We start from the raw sequence: 17,786 nt of genomic DNA, 5'->3' as shown, positions 1-17,786 counted from the left end.
GGATCGCGCCATGCACCTGCTGCCGCTTCCCCAAGGGTCGCTGGACCCCGCGCCGAGCGCCGTCGACGTCTCGCAGACGCCGGCCGACCTCGTGGTGCTGTCCTTCTCGGACGGGGACCTCGCGGCGCTGGCCGGCGTGGCGGGGGAAGCGGCGCCGAGCCTGCGGCTCGCGACCTTGAAGGGCCTGGGGCACCCGCTATCGGTCGACCTCTACGTCGAGAAGGTGGCGGCGCGCTCGCGCTTCGTCCTGGTGCGCATCCTGGGTGGCCTCGATTACTGGCGCTACGGTCTCGAGGAGCTCGGCGCCGCGGCGCGGCGGCACGGGTTCCACCTCGCCGCCGTGCCGGGCTGCGACCAGCTCGACCCGCGGCTCGACGCCCTCTCGACCCTGCCCGAGCCGGACCTGCGCCGGCTGTGGCGCTATTTCCGCGAGGGCGGCCCCGAGAACCTGCGCCAGGCGATGCGCTTCGTGGCGTCGCGCATCGGCCGCGACGTCGCGTGGGAGGAGCCGGCGCGACTTCCCGCCGCGGCCGTCTCCGCCGCGCTGTCCCGGCCCGGCCCGGGAGGGCGGGCGCCGCACGCGCTGTTGACCTTCTACCGCTCGGCCCTGCTCGCCGGCGATACCGCCCCGGTCGCGGCCCTGGCCAACGCGCTGGCGGCGCGGGGCCTGCGCGTCACCGCCGTGTCGGTGGCGAGCCTGAAGGACGAGGCGGCGGCCGAAGCGCTGGCGGCCCTTATCGCGCGCGATCCGCCCGACGTCCTGCTCAACACCACGGCCTTCTCGGCCCGCCGCCAGGGGGGCGGCACGGTGCTCGACGGCGCGGACGCGCCCGTGCTGCAGGTCGTCCAGTCCGGCAGCGACCGCGACGCCTGGGCGGCGAGCGACCGCGGCCTCAGGGCCGCCGACCTCGCCATGAACGTCGTCCTGCCCGAGGTCGACGGCCGCGTGCTGGCCGGCACGGTCTCGTTCAAGGAGGCCGGCGCGCCCGATCCGACCCGCGAATTCTCGCCCGTGCTGCACCGGCCGGACGCGGACCGCGTCGCCCACGTGGCCGACCTCGCCCGCGCCTGGGCGATGCTGCGCACCACCCCGCGCGCCGCGCGCCGGCTCGCCCTGGTGCTGTCCGACTATCCCGGCAAGGCCGGGCGCGGCGGCTACGCGGTCGGGCTCGACGCCCCCGCCAGCCTCGCCGGCATCGCGGCCTCGCTCGCCGCGGCCGGCTACCGCGTCGACACCGTCGCCGATCCCGCCGCCCTGATGATGCACCTGACCCAGGGGGTGCCGGAGCCCGTCCTGCCGCTCGCCGCCTACGAGCGCGCCTTCGCGCGCCTGCCGGCCGCCTTCCGCGCGGCCGTCACGGCGCGCTGGGGGGCGCCGGCCGACGACCGCGCGCTGCGCGACGGCGCTTTCGGCTATCCCATCCACCGGGCCGGCAGTCTGATCGTGGCGGTGCAGCCCGACCGGGCCCCCACGGCGGACCGCCGCGCCGACTACCACGACACGGCGCTGCCGCCGTGCCACGCCTACATCGCCTTCTACGTGTGGCTGCGCGAGGTCGAGCGAATCCACGCCATGGTCCACCTCGGCACCCACGGCACGCTCGAATGGCTGCCCGGCAAGGCCGTGGCGCTGTCGGGCGCCTGCGCGCCCGAAGCCGTGCTGGGCGCCGTGCCGACCGTCTATCCCTTCATCGTGAGCGACCCCGGCGAGGCCGCCCAGGCCAAGCGTCGCATCGCGGCCGTCACGGTCGGGCACCTCACGCCGCCGCTGGTGGCGGCCGGCACCCACGGGGCGCTAGCCGAGGTCGAGGCCCTGTTCGACGAATATGCCGAAGCGCAGGGCCTCGATGCCCGGCGCGCCCGCCTCCTCGCCGCCGCCATCCTGGAGCGCGCCCGCGACGCCGGGCTGCTGGCCGATTGCGGCATCGCCGAGGGTGCGGCGCCCGACGATGCCCTGGCGGGGCTCGACGCCTGGCTCTGCGACGTGAAGGAAGCCCGCATCGGCGACGGCCTGCACGTCTTCGGCGGCACCGAGGCCCGGCCGGACGGCGTCGCGGACTGCGGCGCCGCCGAGACCGCGGGGCTCCTGGCGGCGCTCGACGGGCGCTTCGTGCCGCCGGGCCCGGCGGGCTCGCCCGCGGCCGGCCGGCGCGACGTGCTGCCGACGGGCCGCAACCTGTTCTCGGTCGACCCCCGCGCCGTGCCGACCCGCACCGCCGTCGAGATCGGCCTGCGGGCCGCGGCGGACTTCGCCACCCGCTACGCCCAAGATCATGGCGACTGGCCGCGCCGCCTCGTCATGGACCTGTGGGGCAGCGCCACCATGCGCACCGGGGGCGACGACCTCGCCCAGGCCCTGGCGCTGCTCGGCGTGCGGCCCCGCTGGCACGCGGGTACGACCCGCGTCGACGGTTTCGAGATTCTGCCCGAGGCGCGCCTCGACCGGCCGCGGGTCGACGTGACGCTGCGCATCTCGGGCCTGTTCCGCGACACCTTCCCGGATCAGATCGCGCTCTTCGACGCCGCCGTGCGCGCCGTGGCGGCTCTCGACGAGGACGATGCCATGAACCCGCTCGCCGCCGCGCGCCGGGCCGGAGAAGCCCTCGACCGGGTGTTCGGCGGCGCGCCGGACAGCTACGGCATCGGCCTCGCCCGCGCCGTGGCCTCGGGCGACTTCGCCGGGCGTGCCGACCTCGGCGAGCGCTACCTCGCGGGCACGTCCCATGCCTATGGCGGGGCCGAGGCCGCCGGCCACGCCTCGCCGGGCTTCCGCGACCGCGTCGCCGCGGCGGAGAGCCACCTCCACGTCGCGGACCTGCCGGAGGTCGACGTCCTGTCCTCCGACACGTTCGCCGAGCACCAGGGCGGCTTCGCCGCCGCCGCCGCCGCGCTCGGAACCGTGCCGGCGCTCTATCACGCCGACGCCACCCGCCCCGGCGACCTCCGCATCCGGACCCTGTCCGAGGAGGTGGCGCGCGTGATGCGGGCCCGTGCCACCAACCCGCGCTGGATCGTCGGCCAGATGCGCCACGGCTTCCGTGGGGCCGCCGAGATCGCCGAAACCGTGGACGCGCTCTTCGGTTTCGCCGCCACCTCGGACGCGGCCCCGAGCCGGCATTTCGACCTGCTCTTCGACGCCACGCTCGGCGACGATGCCGTGCGCGACTTCATGGTGGGGGCCAATCCCGCCGCCGCGCGGGCGACGGCCGACCGCTTCGCGGAGGCGCAGGCGCGCGGCTACTGGCATTCCCGGCGCAACTCCACCGCCGCCATCCTGGCCGGCCTCAGGAGCGCCGCATGAGCGCCGCCGCCCTGCGCGTCGGCTGGTGCCCCGGCGCGCTCCGCCCCATGGCGAGCGGCGACGGGCTGATCGTGCGGGTGAAGCCGCGCGGTGCCAGCCTCACCCTGCTGCAGGCCGGCGCCATCGCGGGAGCGGCGGCCCGCCACGGCAACGGCCTACTCGACCTCACCGCCAGGGCCAACGTTCAGGTGAGGGGCGTCACGGAGGCCGGCCTGCCGGCGTTGACGATAGATCTCGACGATGTCGGTTTGCTCGACGCAGACCCCGCCGCGGAGTCGCGTCGAAACGTCCTCGTCAGTCCACTGGCCGGGCTCGACCCCACCGCCGCCTTCGACATTCGCCCTGCCGTCACGGCGCTCGAGGCGGCGCTCGTGGATGCGGAGGACTTGGGAGACCTACCTTCGAAGTTCGGCGTCGCGGTGTCCGACGGAGGGCTGATGCGTCTGTCGACCGCCTCGGCCGACATACGCGTCGAAGCCGCGCGCGACGGTCGGTTCGTGGTGCGGCTCGACGGGGACGACCGGGTCGTCGCGACTTGCACCACGCGGGGTCTGCCGGACGTCGCTTTGGGCTTCATGCGTGGCTTCGCCGCGTGGTGCGCGACGGAGTCCGGCTTGCGGCGCATGCGAGACCTCGTCGCTCGGGTCGGCCCCGAAGCCGTCCTCGACGGTCCGAAGTGGACTCCCCACCCTTCCGAACGTCGATCAATCGACCCGTCTCTCACGAATGAGGGGAGGCGGCAGAACCCGCCTTTCCGAGTGCCCCAAGCTGCACCGCGGGTTGAGAACTCGGACGGTGACGAGACGTCCTACCGCCCTCGCGAGCACAAGGTGGGACTCCGTCCCGATCGAGCCGCCACCGACGAGCCAAGCGTCCCAATTCGACCCATCCCGTTCGTAGGACCCTTCACGGTCGGGAGCAGGGTCACGCTCGGCGTGGCCGCACCATTCGGCCGACTCGATGCGAGGCAGTTCGAGGTTTTGGTTCGCGGCGCGGTGCGAGCCGGCGCTGAGGGGTTGCGCGTCACACCCTGGCGAGCCCTGCTCGTCCCGGGGCTCTCACCCGAAGCCGCCGACCGCCTCGCGAAGGACTGCGGCGCAGTCGACCTGATCGTGGACGCCGCCGACCCCCGCCTCCGCGTCGCAGCCTGTCCGGGCTCGCCAGGATGCCGGCGCGGAACCACCCCGGTGCTCGAGCACGCGGCGGCATGGGCCGCGCTGATCGGGTCAGGCGACTCTTCGCACGACATCCTTCTCCACGTCTCCGGTTGCGCCAAGGGCTGCGCCCACCCCGGGCCTGCCCCGTTGACGCTCGTGGCGACCGAGGGGCGTTACTCCCTCGTAATCGGCGAAGCCCCCTGGAACGAGCCCGTCGCCTCCGGACTCGCCGTCGGCGAAGTGCGCCACCTCCTCCCCATCAACCTCGGCCTGGATCGCTGCCCGTGAGCTACGACTACATCCACGATGGCGCCGCCATCTACGCCAAGAGCTTCGCCATGATCCGGGGCGAGGCCAGCCTCAGCGTGTTCGATCCCGTCGAGGAACCCGTGGCGGTGCGCATCATCCACGCCTGCGGCATGGTGGAGGCTGCGGCAGACATCCGGTTCACGTCGGGCGCTGTCGCGGCCGCCAAGGCGGCGTTGCGGGCCGGCGCGCCCGTGCTGTGCGACGTCCGCATGGTGGCGGACGGCGTCACGCGCCGCCGCCTGCCGGCCGGCAACGACGTGGTGTGCACCCTGAACGACCCGGAGGTGCCGGCGCTGGCGGCCCGGCTCGGGACCACCCGGACGGCGGCTGCGGTGGAGCTCTGGCGCGACCGCTTGGCGGGCGCGGTCGTGGCGATCGGCAACGCTCCGACGGCCCTGTTCCACCTGCTCGAGATGATCGCCGCGGGCGGGCCCCTGCCGGCCGCCGTCATCGGCATGCCCGTCGGTTTCGTGGGCGCGATGGAGTCGAAGGAGGCCCTTCTAGAGTTCGGCCGCGTGCCAGCCCTCGTTGTGCGGGGCCGCAAGGGCGGCAGCGCGATGACGGCTGCGGCCGTCAACGCGCTGGCGAGCGACGAGGAATGAGCGTCGGAACGCTCACGGGCGTCGGTCTCGGACCTGGCGACCCCGACCTCCTCACCGTCAAGGCCGTGCGGGCGCTCGAGGCCACGCACGTGGTGAGCTACTTCGCCAAGAGCGGGCGGCGCGGCAACGCCCGCACCATCGCGGACCGCTGGATGCCGCCCGGCGCGACCGAACTGCCTCTGCTCTACCCCGTGACGGTCGAGATCCGCTTCGATCACGCGGACTACGTGTCAGCCCTCTCCGCTTTCTACGCGGAATCGACCGAACTCCTCGCGGGACACCTCGCGGCAGGCCGGGACGTGGCGCTGCTCTGCGAGGGGGACCCGCTGTTCTACGGGTCGTTCATGCACCTGTACGTCCGCTTGCGCGAGCGCTTCCCCTGCCGCATCGTGCCGGGGGTCACAGGCATGTCGGGCTGCTGGACGGCGGCGGGCGAACCCATGACCTGGGGCGACGACGTCCTCACCGTGGTGCCGGGCACACTCCCGCCGGAGGCGTTGCGCACGCGATTCCTCGCGGCCGACGCGGCCGTGGTCATGAAGCTCGGCCGCAACCTCCCCAAGGTGCGTGCCGCGCTCGCCGACGCGGGTCTTCTCGAGCGCGCCCTGTACGTCGAGCGTGGCACCATGGCAGCCGAGGTCGTGATGCCGCTCGTCGACAAGCGCGACGATGACGCGCCCTACTTCTCGGTCGTGCTGGTGCCGGGCCAGGGGCGGCGGCCATGACGGACGGGTCACTCGCCGTCGTGGGCCTGGGCCCCGGACCGGTCGATTGGCTACTGCCCGAGGCAGCGTCGGTCCTGGGCCAAGCCACGGATCTCGTCGGCTACGTTCCTTACGTGGCACGCGTGCCGGAGCGGGCCGGCCTAGTGAGGCACGCGACCGACAACCGCGTCGAGGTCGACCGCGCCCGGCACGCCTTCGCCCTGGCCCTGGCGGGCCGGCACGTCGCCGTCGTATCGGGCGGGGACCCCGGCGTCTTCGCCATGGCGGCCGCGGTCTTCGAGGCGCTCGAGGCCGATCCCACCTTCCGCGCCGTCCCGGTCCGGGTCGTGCCGGGCCTCTCCGCCATGCAGGCGGCGGCGGCCCGGCTCGGCGCCCCGCTCGGCCACGACTTCTGCGCCATGTCGCTCAGCGACAACCTCAAGCCCTGGGAGGTCGTGTTGCGGCGCCTCACCGCCGTGGCCGAGGGGGATTTCGTGCTGGCGCTCTACAACCCGGCCTCGAACGCCCGGCCCGCGCGGCTCGGCGAGGCCCTGGCGCACCTGCGCGATCTCAAGGACGCGGCGACGCCGGTCGCCTTCGCCCGCGCGATCGGCCGGCCGGACGAGCGGGTGCACCTGACCAGCCTCGGCGAGGCTGACCCGGCCCTCGTCGACATGGCGACCTTGGTGATGATCGGGTCGAGCGAGACCCGCTGGGTGGCGGGCGCCGACGGCCGCCGCTGGATGCTGACCCCGCGCAGCTACGGGCGGGGCACCACGTGAGCCCGGGCGTCGATCCAGGCCAGCACCTCGTCCAGGGCGAAGGCCTCGTGGCGCGGCCCCGCCACGGCCGGCCGCGCCACTGCCACGACGACGATCCCCAGCGCCCGCGCGGCGTCGAGCTTCGCCGACGCGGCCGCGCCGCCGCTGTTCTTGGTCACCAGCACGTCGATCGCCGCGCCGCGCATCAGCGCCGTCTCGGCGGCGAGGCGGAAGGGGCCGCGGTCCAGCACCAGCCGGTGGTCGGATGGCAGGTCCGCGGGAACCGGGGGATCGATGGTGCGGATGACGTAGCGATGCTGCGGCGCCGCCCGGAAGGCCGCGAGGCCGAGCCGGCCCACCGTCAGCAGCACGCGCCGGGGTGCCGCGCCGAGCGCCAGGGCCGCGGCGTCGAGGTCCGCCACCCCCGTCCAGCGCGCTCCCGGGGCGGGTTCCCAGGGCGGGCGGGTGAAGGCCAGCAGCGGCACGCCGCGGGCCGCGCAGGCCTCGACGGCATGAGCGGAGATGCGGGCCGCGAAGGGGTGGGTGGCGTCGACCACCGCCGCCACGCGCTCGCCCGCCAGGTAGCCGACGAGGCCCGCGACGCCGCCGAAGCCGCCGATGCGGTGCGGGATCGGGGGCAGGACGGGGCTGGCGGTGCGCCCGGCCAGCGACAGGACCGGCCTCAGGTCGTCCCGGCCCGCCAGGGACGCCGCGAGGGCCGTGGCTTCGGTAGTGCCGCCGAGGATCAGGAGCTTCATGGGGCGGGGGGGACCGGGTGAGCGCAGAACCCTGGCTGACGCTGGTCGGCATCGGCGAGGACGGGGTCGAGGGCCTGTCTCGTGACGCGCGACGCGCCCTGGCGCAAGCCGTCCTGGTCGTCGGCGGGCGGCGGCACCTCGCGCTCCTGGGCCCGACGAGGGCCGAGACCCTGGCCTGGGCATCGCCCATGCGGGACACCTATCCGATGATCCTCGCCCGCCGCGGCGAGCCCGTCGCCGTGCTGGCGAGCGGCGATCCCTACTGCTACGGCGTGGGCGCCGCGCTGGCCCGGCACGTGCCGTCCGCCGAACTGCGCTGCTATCCCCAGCCCTCGGCGTTCGCCCTGGCCACCGCGAGGCTAGGCTGGGCCCAGCAGGACTGCAGCCTCCTCTCGCTCTGCGGCCGCCCGATCGAGACGCTGGTTCCGGCGCTCAGGGCCGGGGCTCGGGTCCTGGCGCTGTCGGCGGACGCCCAAACGCCCGGACAGGTGGCCCGGCTCCTCTCGGCTCGCGGCTTCGGCGCCTCGCGGCTCACGGTGCTCGAGGCCATGGGTGGTCCGCGCGAGAGAATTCGCGTCTCCTCGGCTGACGCCTTCGCACTGTCAGACTTGGAGCCGCTCAACACCCTGGCGATCGACGTGGCAGGACTGGGCCCAGCCCTGTCGCTCGTCCCTGGCCGCCCCGACGGGTCGTTCGACCACGACGGACAGATCACCAGGTCGGCGGTCCGGGCCGCGACGCTGGCCGCGTTGGCACCACTTGCGGGCGAGGTCCTCTGGGACGTCGGCGCCGGTTCGGGCTCGGTGGCGATCGAGTGGATGCTCGCCCACCCCGAGAACCGGGCCTTCGCCGTCGAGCGCCATCCCGAGCGTGCGGCGCGCATCAGAAGCAACGCCGCCGCGCTCGGCGTGCCCTGCCTCGTCGTCAGCGAAGGCGCGGCTCCCGACGTGCTGGCCGACCTTCCCGCACCGGATGCCGTCTTCGTGGGCGGTGGGGCCACCAGGGATGGGGTACTCGACTCCTGCGCGGCGGCGCTGAGGCCCGGTGGGCGCCTCGTCGTCAACGCCGTCACGATCGAGACCCAGGAAGTCCTTATCGCGCGGTTCCGCTCGACCGGCGGCGCGCTGACGGCGTTGAGCGTGGCGCATGCCGACCGCGTCGGCGCCTTCCATGGTTGGCGCACCGCAATGCCGGTCACCCAGTGGACCTGGGTGAAGGCGTGAGCGTCCCCGATCCCGACGGCTGCGCTGGCCGCCGCTCGTCGCCCACCGGCGGACACCCGCCGGTTCCGCACGAGGCCGCGTCACTCCGCGGGTCGGCAGAGCGGGCGGCGCCGGCGGAGAGCCGTCGCCCGGCTCCACGAAGCGACACGCCCCGATCTCGACACCGCCTCGCGCTCCCCGAGGCGCCAAATCCGGAGACGACATGACGGTCCACTTCATCGGTGCCGGACCGGGTGCCCCCGATCTCATCACACTGCGCGGCCGTGACCTCCTCGCCCGCTGCCCAGTCTGCCTCTACGCGGGATCGATCGTACCCCGGGCGCTGCTCGACCATTGCCCGCCCGGTGCTCGGATCGTCGACACGGCGCCGCTCGACCTCGACGCTATCGCGGCCGAATTCGCCCGCGCCCATGCGGCCGACCAGGAGGTGGCCCGTCTCCACTCCGGTGACCTGTCTGTGTGGAGCGCCATGGGCGAGCAGCTGCGTCGCCTGCGTGATCTCGGCATCCCCTACAGCGTCACGCCCGGCGTGCCCTCCTTCGCGGCCGCGGCGGCGGCACTGGGTGCCGAGCTGACCCTACCCGGGGTGGCCCAGTCCTTGGTGCTGACCCGGACCTCCGGTCGCGCGTCGGCGATGCCGGCAGCCGAAACGCTCGCAGCCTTCGCCACCACGAGAGCCACGCTGGCGATCCACCTGTCGATCCACGCGCTCGACCGCGTCGTGGCCGAGCTCTCGCCGGTCCACGGCGCCGACATGCCGGCCGTGGTCGTCGTTCGGGCCTCCTGGCCCGAGGAGCGGATCGTCCGCGGCACGCTCGGCACCATCGCGGGCCTGATGGCGGCCGAGCCGGCCGAGCGGACCGCCCTGATCCTCGTCGGTCGCACCCTCGCGGCCGATGACTTCCGAGACAGCGCCCTCTACGACGCGGACTACCGTCGGCGCTTCCGCGGAGGCCGACAGCCTTGACGACGTCACCCGGCTCGCGCAACCAATCGACCGTTGCGGTCGAACAGCACCACGTCGAGCCCGTCGCTCCGGCCGAGGCAGGTCGCGGCGGTGCGCAGCGCGCCCCCCGCCACGACTCCCCCGAGGTCGACGCCCTCGGCCTGCGCCATCCCGAAGGCTTCCGCCGCCGTGTTGCAGCCGAGCACGGCCTCGGCCAGCGCGCCTCCGCCGCCGGCCTCGCGGGAACGTTCGGCGAGGAAGGCTCGGTCAACCTCGCCGCGCTTCGAATGGAGGTCGAGCAGCCCCTGGGCGAGCTTGGTCATCTTCGCGACGCCACCCGCCACCGTGATCCGGTCGACGGGATGCCGGCGAAGGTACTTCAGCATGCCGCCCACGAAGTCGCCCATGTCGATGAGCGCAGGTTCGTCGAGACCGTACAGTTCGCGCACCGCGACCTCCGACGCGTTGCCCGTCGCACCGGCGACGTGGCCCAGCTTGAGCGCGCGGGCGACGTCGATGCCGCGATGGATGGTGTCGATCCAGGCCGCGCAGGAATAGGGCACGACGATGCCGGTCGTGCCGAGGACGGACAGGCCGCCCACGATGCCGAGCCGGCCGTTGAGCGTCCGCTCGGCCAAGAGCGCCCCACCCGGGATGGCGATCTCGACCTCCGCGTCGGGCGCGACGCCAAGCTCCGCAGCGGCCTCGGCGATGGCTACGCCGATCATGGCACGCGGAACGGGGTTGATCGCCGGCTCGCCGGGGGGAAGCGGGAGGCCGGGGCGCGTCACCATCCCGACGCCCTCACCTGCCCGGAAGCTCACGCCGGAGCCGGCCGGCGCGAGTCGCACGGTCGCGATGACCAGCGCGCCGTGCGTGACGTCGGGATCGTCGCCCGCGTCCTTCACCACCCCGGCCCGGCCGAAGCCCTCGCCGTGCTCGTCGAGCGCCAATGCGAAGGCGACGCGGGTGCCGCTCGGCAGCGCCACTTCGACGGGGTCGGGACAGTTCGCACCATGCAGCACCGTGAAGGCGGCTCGGGCGGACGCCGTGGCGCATGCTCCCGTGGTCCAGCCACGGCGAAGGATGGGGTCTGTCATCGACCGATCATGTACGGCATCGCCGCAACGACTCAAGGGGGTCTTCAGTGCTCGCCATGACCGACCCGCTCGAGCCACACGAGGTCACTGACCGCTTCCCCGAGTTCGCCCCCGGCACCGTGTGGCTCTGCGGGGCCGGACCGGGCGATCCGGGCCTCCTGACGCTTCACGCCGTGCACGCCATGCAGAGCGCTGACGTCATCGTCTACGACGCCCTGGTGTCCGACGAGATCATGACGTTCGCCGGTCCGCAGGTCGAACGCGAGTTCGCGGGCAAGCGAGGCGGCAGACTGTCGCCCAAGCAGTGCGACATCACCGGGCGGCTCGTCGAGCTCGCGCGGGCGCGGAAGCGCGTCCTGCGCCTTAAGGGCGGAGACCCGTTCGTCTTCGGCCGGGGCGGCGAAGAGGCGCTCGACCTCACCAGGGCCGGGGTGCCCTTCCGCATCATCCCCGGGGTCACCGCCGGCATCGGCGGGCTCGCCTACGCGGGCATCCCGGCCACGACCCGCACCACGAACGCGGGCGTCATTCTGATGAGCGGTCACCTGGCGACGGCGGACGCTCCGCGCGACTGGGGGCCCATAGCGCGCACCGGCCTTCCGCTCATCCTGTACATGGCGATGACGCACCTCGGGTCGATCGCCTCGGGACTGGTCGACGGTGGCCTGGCGCCGGAGACGCCCGTCGCGATCGTCTGCGACGCCACGACGCCGCGCCAGCGGGTCTGGGAGACGACGCTGGCCGCGGCCCGGGCCGACGCCGACCATGCGGGCCTCGACTCGCCCGCCATCGTCGCGGTGGGAGCCATCGTGGGTCTGCGGGCGCTCCTCAGCGCCGGCATGATCGGCCTGCCCACGTGAGCTCGCCCGGCTTGATGATCGCCGCGACCCGCTCGGGTTCGGGCAAGACGATCCTGACGCTCGGTCTGATGCGGGCCTTCGGCCGCCTCGGGATGCGTGTGGCCGGGCGTAAGAACGGGCCGGACTACATCGATCCCGCGTTCCACGCCGCCGTGACCGGCCGCCCGAGCTACAACCTCGACAGTTGGTCCATGCCGCCGGAGTTGTTGCGCAGCCTCGCCCGGGCGGACGGCGACGTCGTCATCTGCGAGGGCTCCATGGGCCTCTTCGACGGTGTGCCGGCGCAGGAGGGGCGAGGCGGATCCTCCGCCGACCTCGCGGCACTCACCGGCTGGCCGGTGGTGATGATCCACGACTGCTCCGGGCAGGCCCAGTCAGCGGCGGCGCTCCTGGCCGGCTGCGTCGCCTACGACCCTCGGATCCGGATCGCCGGCGTCATCCTCAACCGAGTCGCCAGCGAGCGACACCGACGCCTCGTGTCGGAGGCGATGGAGCGCGTCGGGGTGACGGTTCTGGGTGCCGTGCCCCGCGATGATCGGCTGTCACTACCGGAACGCCACCTCGGCCTCGTCCAGGCCGAGGAGACCGACGACCTCCAGGCGAGGGTCGACGCGGCTGCCGACGTCGTAGCCGAGCACGTCGATCTCGACGCGCTGGCGAGGATCGCGGGAAGCACCCTGGGCCGCGCAGAGGGTAACCCCGGCGAGACGGGGAGACGCGTGCCACCCTTGCGCCCACCACGGGCAACGCTCTCGAAACACCTCCCGGGCAACGTCGACAGCCCCCGAGAGGAACAGGATCACCGCCCTGCTCCGCTGCGCCCGCCCGGCCGGCGCATCGCCCTCGCGCGTGACGACGCCTTCTCCTTCGTCTACCCGCACGTCATCGACGGCTGGCGACGCGCCGGTGCGGAGATCGTCGCCTTCTCTCCCCTACAGGACGAACCGCCGCCGCTCGACTGCGACGCCTGCTGGCTGCCCGGAGGCTACCCTGAGCTCCACGCCGGCCGACTCGCCGCGGCTTCCCGGTTCGCATCCGGCTTGCGTGCGTTCGCGTCCGATCGGCCCGTCCATGGCGAATGCGGCGGGTACATGGTCCTCGGCCAGGGGCTCGTCGACGCGCACGGCGTGCGTCACGCCATGGTGGGACTGCTCGGCCTCGAGACGAGCTACGCCAGGAAGAAGCTGCACCTCGGCTATCGAGACGCCGTCACGCTTCGCGCCTCCTGCCTCGGTCCGGTCGGCACGCGACTGCGCGGTCACGAATTCCATTACGCTTCGATCGTCGACATCGGTGGCGACCCCGGCCTTGCCGAGGCCGCGGACGCCTATGGGAGCGCACCCTCGATGACCGGTAGCTGCCGCGGTACGGTCACCGGAACCTTCTTCCACGCGCTTGCGGAACGGTCGTGATTCAGGCGGCTCGGCGATGTACACGCCCGTGCCGCGAACTCCTGGCCGGACGTCGACGGTATCGTCCCGAGCCCTTGCGGCTCGGTCGCATCGTGAACTCGATCGCCAGCGATGAGTTGTGTCCTTGAGGCGAGGCGAACCGACCGTGCCTCTCGAAAGCACGATCGGACGTTGGACGGACGACCAGCCGTCTCGTCGATCACATCGTCAAGCGACGACAAGGGGCACCGCTCTCGGCAAGCCCCAGGACAGGGAGAGCGCCATGAAGGATCAGCGTCCGTCGCGACGAAAGGCCCAGGGGGACCCGAGGTCGGAGGATCCGTCCGCGGATCCGCTGAACGTCGGCCAGGGCCCGACGAGCGGTGACGCCGCCGGCGCCTCGCCGTCAGGACCGGGGGCCAGCCGCCCAACGGCTGCCGGCCAGGCGCCCGCTCCCGCGCAGGCCACCGGCGGTCCCCGAGACGAAAGCGGCCCAGCTCCCTCGGGCATCACCGAATTGGACCGGCTGTCACGGACCATGGGCCTCTTCGTCGAGGAGAGCCAGAAGGTCGCGGCGGCCTATCTGGAGCCGAGATCGCGCATGAATGTCCAGCCGCAGGGCGGCGAAGAGGCCAAGGACATGGTCCAGACGCTGGGACAGGTCGCGGCGCAGTGGATGACCGATCCCGCAAGGATGATGGTCGCCCAGGCCACCTTGTCGAGGCAGATGATGGAGCTTTGGGCCGGCACCATGGGCCGCATGGCCGGCGGCTCGGCCCCCGAGCCCGAGCCCGCCAAGACGGTAGACAAGCGCTTCGCCGCCCCTGAGTGGCGCGAGATGCCGGGATTCGACTTCCTTCGGCAGGCCTACACGATAACCAGCGAGTGGGCGACCGGCCTCGTCGACCAGGCCGACCTCGACGAGGACACGCGCGGTCGGGCGCGGTTCTACCTGCGTCAGCTCACCGGCGCCTTGTCACCCTCCAACTTCCTAGCCACCAACCCGGAACTGCTGAGGCACACGTTCGAGGAGGGCGGCGAGAACCTCGTGCGCGGAATGCGGATGCTCGCCGAGGACATCGCGGCCGGCAAGGGCGAACTCAAGATCCGGCAGAGCGACAACACCGGCCACGAGCTCGGCGTCAACATGGCGATGACGCCCGGCAAGGTCGTGTACCGCAACGAGCTGATGGAGCTCATCCAGTATGCGTCCTCGACGCCGGACGTGTACCGGCGCCCCCTGCTCATCGTGCCGCCGTGGATCAACAAGTTCTACGTGCTCGACCTCAACCCGGCCAAGAGCCTCGTCAGGTGGGCTGTCGACCAGGGCCTGACGGTCTTCGTCATCTCCTGGGTTAACCCAGACGAGCGCCACGCCGACAAGGACTTCGAGAGCTACATGCGCGAGGGCATCTTCGCCGCCCTCGGCGCCATCGAGCAAGCCACCGGAGAGCGTGACGCGGCGGCGGCTGGCTACTGCGTCGGCGGCACCCTGCTCGCCGTGACGCTCGCCTACATGGCCATACACGGCGACGCGCGGATCTCGTCCGCCACGTTCCTGACGGCACAGACCGACTTCCGCGACGCCGGCGACCTCAAGGTCTTCGCCAGCGAGGAGCAGATCGCCGCCGTCGAGAACCAGATGCGCGAGAGGGGTTACCTGCAGGGGTCGAAGATGGCCAACGCATTCAACATGCTGCGGCCGAACGACCTGATCTGGTCCTACGTGGTCGACAACTACCTCAAGGGGAAGGCCCCCATGGCCTTCGACCTCCTGACATGGAACTCCGATTCCACTCGCATGCCCGCCGCCAACCATGCCTTCTACCTGCGGAACTGCTATCTCGAGAATAGGCTGACAAAGAGGGAGATGGTCCTGGCCGGGGAGACGCTCGACCTCGGGCGTGTCACCATCCCGGTCTACAACCTCGCCGCCAAGGAGGATCACATCGCGCCGGCGAAGTCCGTCTTCGTGGGTGCCAAATTCTTCGGCGGGCCTATGCGCTACGTTCTGGCCGGGTCGGGCCATATCGCGGGCGTGGTCAATCCTCCCTCGAAGCCGAAGTACCAGTATTGGTCAGGCCCGGAGGTCGGGGACAGCTACGAGGCTTGGCTCGAAGCCGCGACGGAAACGCCCGGCAGCTGGTGGCCGGACTGGGCCGCTTGGCTGGTCGAACAAGCGCCCGAGAAGATCTCGGCGCGCGAGCCGGGAGGCGGCGTGTTGCAACCGTTGTGCGATGCTCCGGGCGATTACGTGAGGGTCCAGAGCTGAGGCTGGCGAGGTGTCCCATGACGGCTCCGCTTCGATTCACCAGCCTCGACCAAGTCTCGAAGCTCGACCGGCTGGAGATCGGACTCAACTTGGTGCGAAGGGACAGGGCGACACCGTCTTGCGGAGGTCGTCCACAATCAGGGTGCGGCTCACCGGCTGGGCGGCGCGCTGCGGGCATTCGGGACGCTCGCAGATGCGGCATGCGGGACCGATAGGCGTGACCAGCGGGTTGCCGAGGTCAAGGCCCCGCGCGGCCGCGGGGCGCCCGGCATGCTTCAGCTCGCAGCCGAGCCTGATGGCGAGGTCGCCCTCCCCGCCGATGCGCGGCACCGTCCGGGCCAGTGTGAAGTAGTGCTCGCCGTCTGTTGCCTCGACGATCTGGGTCACCAGCCGCCCGGGGTCATGGAGGCTCGCGTGGATGTTCCAGCGCGGTCAGTCGCCCGAGTACCGAGTGAAGGGCAAGTTGGCACTGGCGAAGCGCTTGGACAATGGTGATGCACGCCCGCCTACTGGCCCCTTGCTTGATAGCCCACACACCGCCGCGGGCGCATGTTCCCTCCGTGCGTCGCGCCTCGTCGGCGGACGCTGGCTGGAGATCAGGTCGTTAGTCGCCCCCGCGACGAGCCGATCAGGCCAGGCAAATGGTCAGCTTGAACATCGCCGAAGGGTGCGAAAGATAGCCACTGCCGTCCACGCGGACACGGTCGAGGTGAGTGGGCAGAAGCTGGCGTCATCGGCTATGGCTGGTGTCGACCCACATATGACGGTAGACGTCGAAAGTGGTCTGCTCAAAAGCCGACGTTCAACGTTCCGTGATGTGGCTTGGGTGGACGGCGCAACCCATGGCGGTTCCTCAATCCAGAGTCGGCGAGACCCTAGGTGAATCCGAGTCATGAAGTCCTCCGCGCGGTCTCGAACGAGACGAGGCGTCGGTTGCCCTCGTCCCACAGCACCAACGGCACGCACCGTAGGCTTGCGGACAAGGTGATGCGTCCGACGTCGCGCAGCTCGGGATGATCTCGCATCACCTCGGGCAACCTGTAGAACGGAATGCGGCTGCTGAGGTGGTGCACGTGGTGCAGGCCGATGTTGGCCGTGAGCCAACGCAGGACGAGTGGCAGGTCGTAGTGGGAGCTGCCGTGCAGCGCTGCCTCGGCGTGCGTCCAGTCCGGGGCCGCCGACCAGTTCGTCTCTTCGAACTGGTGCTGCACGTAGAACAGCCACACGCCCGCCGACGCGGCGACGAGGAGCACCGGCAGCGGGATCAACAGCACGGGCGCGACGCCGAGCCACCACACGAGCCCCGCAACGAGCGACGCGGTCGCGGCGGTGGTGCCCATGGTGCTGGCCCACGGCTTCCAGCCTGCCCGCATGAGGCCGATGGGCAGGCGGTACTGCACCAGGAACAGCCAGGCGGGCCCGAGCCCGAACATCACGACCGGATGACGATAGAGCCGGTACAGGAGTCGCCCCGTCCGGGACGCGGCCTTGTACTCGGCCACGGTCAGCGTGGTGACGTCGCCGATGCCGCGCTGGTCGAGGTTGCCGACCGTGGCATGGTGGATGGCGTGCGTGCGGCGCCAATAGTCGTAAGGCGTCAAGGTGAAGACGCCGATGACCCGCCCCACCCAGTCGTTGGCGGCCCGGGTGCGAAAGCAGGCGTCGTGGCTGCAGTCGTGCTCGATGAGGAAGAGCCGGACCAAGAAGGCGGCCGCGAGGGGGGCTAGGGCGAGGCAGAGCCAGCAGCTCACCTGCAGGCAGAGCCACATCGCGACCCAGAGCGCGAGCAGCGGGACCGCAGTGAGGGCGATCTCGGCCGCGCTGCGGCCTGGGCTCGGCTCGCGGTAGCGTGCGAGGACGCGCATCCAGGCCTTGGCCGAGACCGAGGGGGAGTTCGAGTCGACGTTCGTCGTCATGGGCTCACTCCGTCACCAGCGCGACGTCGAGGTGGACGGGGTCGTGCAGCGTGTTGGCCACCGGGGACCACAGCACGGCGTGGTCGACGAGGCGCCTCAGCGCGTCGCGCGGGGCGTCGGCCTCGATGTGGACCTCGATGCTGATCGACTCGAAGCCGAGCGGGTGAGGCCGGCGGTCGCCGCCCCAGAGCGAAGACAGGTCGACCTCCCCCCGCGAGTGCACTTCGAGCTTCCGGAGCGGGATTCCGCGCGCCACGGCGTTGGCCTGGATGCTGGCGGTGACGCAGGCCCCGAGCGCCGCGAGCAGCATCTCCGACGGGTGGGGCTCCTCCTCCTCGGCCAACAAGGTCTCGGATGCCGGCGAGCCTGCCCCGCTGCCGATGGGTGGTAGATCGCGGATGTGGTGCCGTTGTCGCAAACGCGCCGTCGCCACCGTCTTGCACGCCAGCGTGCGCGCGTTCCGAGCCACCTGCGGCAGGTCACCGG

The 17,786-nt window shown here is 72.1% G+C and carries 15 protein-coding genes; 10 read left to right on the top strand and 5 right to left on the bottom strand.

The annotated features are described in order from the left end of the window. Window positions 1–10: 10 nt before the first annotated feature. From cobN to cobJ, 5 genes are read left to right on the top strand one after another with little or no spacing between them, the layout of a single operon-like run. Window positions 11–3,301, top strand: a complete 3,291-nt coding sequence (cobN, locus tag D3272_RS13185; protein WP_129219663.1) for a cobaltochelatase subunit CobN — start codon at window positions 11–13, stop codon at window positions 3,299–3,301. Next, entirely contained in the window at window positions 3,298–4,746 is a 1,449-nt protein-coding gene (gene cobG, locus D3272_RS13180) for a precorrin-3B synthase (RefSeq protein ID WP_129219662.1), read from the top strand. Before cobN ends, cobG begins: the two co-directional genes overlap by 4 nt. 50 nt (window positions 4,747–4,796) lie before the next feature. Beyond that, window positions 4,797–5,369 carry a precorrin-8X methylmutase gene (locus D3272_RS13175; RefSeq protein WP_428977991.1) on the top strand — a complete coding sequence of 191 codons (573 nt, stop codon included), beginning with the start codon at window positions 4,797–4,799 and terminating at the stop codon, window positions 5,367–5,369. Beyond that, window positions 5,366–6,094, top strand: coding sequence for a precorrin-2 C(20)-methyltransferase (locus D3272_RS13170; RefSeq protein ID WP_129219661.1), 729 nt, complete (start codon window positions 5,366–5,368; stop codon window positions 6,092–6,094). Before D3272_RS13175 ends, D3272_RS13170 begins: the two co-directional genes overlap by 4 nt. Further along, a complete protein-coding gene (gene cobJ / locus D3272_RS13165) occupies window positions 6,091–6,855 on the top strand; it encodes a precorrin-3B C(17)-methyltransferase (protein ID WP_129219660.1) in 765 nt (254 codons plus the stop codon). The genes D3272_RS13170 and cobJ overlap by 4 nt, the downstream gene beginning before the upstream one ends. Here the strand turns inward: cobJ and D3272_RS13160 are convergent. Then, window positions 6,834–7,592 (bottom strand): cobalt-precorrin-6A reductase, encoded by a 759-nt coding sequence (locus D3272_RS13160; RefSeq protein WP_129219659.1) that lies wholly within the window; start codon window positions 7,590–7,592, stop codon window positions 6,834–6,836. The genes cobJ and D3272_RS13160 overlap by 22 nt on opposite strands. A gap of 17 nt (window positions 7,593–7,609) precedes the next feature. Between D3272_RS13160 and cbiE the strand changes: the two genes are divergently transcribed. Together cbiE and cobM are read left to right on the top strand one after the other, a co-directional pair. Next, window positions 7,610–8,815 (top strand): precorrin-6y C5,15-methyltransferase (decarboxylating) subunit CbiE, encoded by a 1,206-nt coding sequence (cbiE, locus tag D3272_RS13155; RefSeq protein ID WP_245496544.1) that lies wholly within the window; start codon window positions 7,610–7,612, stop codon window positions 8,813–8,815. A 202-nt stretch (window positions 8,816–9,017) separates the two neighbouring features. Beyond that, on the top strand, window positions 9,018–9,782 hold the full coding sequence (gene cobM / locus D3272_RS13150) for a precorrin-4 C(11)-methyltransferase (RefSeq protein WP_129219658.1): 765 nt from the start codon (window positions 9,018–9,020) through the stop codon (window positions 9,780–9,782). A gap of 5 nt (window positions 9,783–9,787) precedes the next feature. Here the strand turns inward: cobM and D3272_RS13145 are convergent, their stop codons facing one another. Beyond that, window positions 9,788–10,861, bottom strand: a complete 1,074-nt coding sequence (locus D3272_RS13145; RefSeq protein WP_129219657.1) for a cobalt-precorrin-5B (C(1))-methyltransferase — start codon at window positions 10,859–10,861, stop codon at window positions 9,788–9,790. 56 nt (window positions 10,862–10,917) lie between these two features. Between D3272_RS13145 and cobA the strand changes: the two genes are divergently transcribed. The 3 genes from cobA (at window position 10,918) to phaC (ending at window position 15,384) form a co-directional block, all read left to right on the top strand. Further along, the gene (gene cobA, locus D3272_RS13140) at window positions 10,918–11,721 is read left to right on the top strand and encodes a uroporphyrinogen-III C-methyltransferase (protein ID WP_129219656.1); all 804 of its coding nucleotides are present in this window, start codon (window positions 10,918–10,920) and stop codon (window positions 11,719–11,721) included. A gap of 14 nt (window positions 11,722–11,735) precedes the next feature. Then, entirely contained in the window at window positions 11,736–13,133 is a 1,398-nt protein-coding gene (locus D3272_RS13135) for a cobyrinic acid a,c-diamide synthase CobB (RefSeq protein WP_129219749.1), read from the top strand. Between the two features lie 517 nt (window positions 13,134–13,650). After that, window positions 13,651–15,384, top strand: coding sequence for a class I poly(R)-hydroxyalkanoic acid synthase (gene phaC / locus D3272_RS13130; protein ID WP_245496543.1), 1,734 nt, complete (start codon window positions 13,651–13,653; stop codon window positions 15,382–15,384). Window positions 15,385–15,468: 84 nt separating this feature from the next. On the opposite strand, the gene D3272_RS13125 is transcribed toward phaC, so the two are convergent. The 3 genes from D3272_RS13125 to D3272_RS27305 form a co-directional block, all read right to left on the bottom strand. Beyond that, entirely contained in the window at window positions 15,469–15,804 is a 336-nt protein-coding gene (locus D3272_RS13125; RefSeq protein ID WP_207210212.1) for a short-chain fatty acyl-CoA regulator family protein, read from the bottom strand. Between the two features lie 470 nt (window positions 15,805–16,274). After that, window positions 16,275–17,300 carry a fatty acid desaturase gene (locus D3272_RS13120; RefSeq protein WP_129219654.1) on the bottom strand — a complete coding sequence of 342 codons (1,026 nt, stop codon included), beginning with the start codon at window positions 17,298–17,300 and terminating at the stop codon, window positions 16,275–16,277. Window positions 17,301–17,304: 4 nt separating this feature from the next. After that, window positions 17,305–17,643, bottom strand: a complete 339-nt coding sequence (locus D3272_RS27305; protein ID WP_165361338.1) for an OsmC family protein — start codon at window positions 17,641–17,643, stop codon at window positions 17,305–17,307. Window positions 17,644–17,786 lie beyond the last annotated feature (143 nt).

Source organism: Lichenibacterium ramalinae (assembly GCF_004137085.1).
Lineage (GTDB): Bacteria > Pseudomonadota > Alphaproteobacteria > Rhizobiales > Beijerinckiaceae > Lichenihabitans > Lichenihabitans ramalinae.
This window is presented reverse-complemented; position numbering and strand designations above follow the sequence as displayed.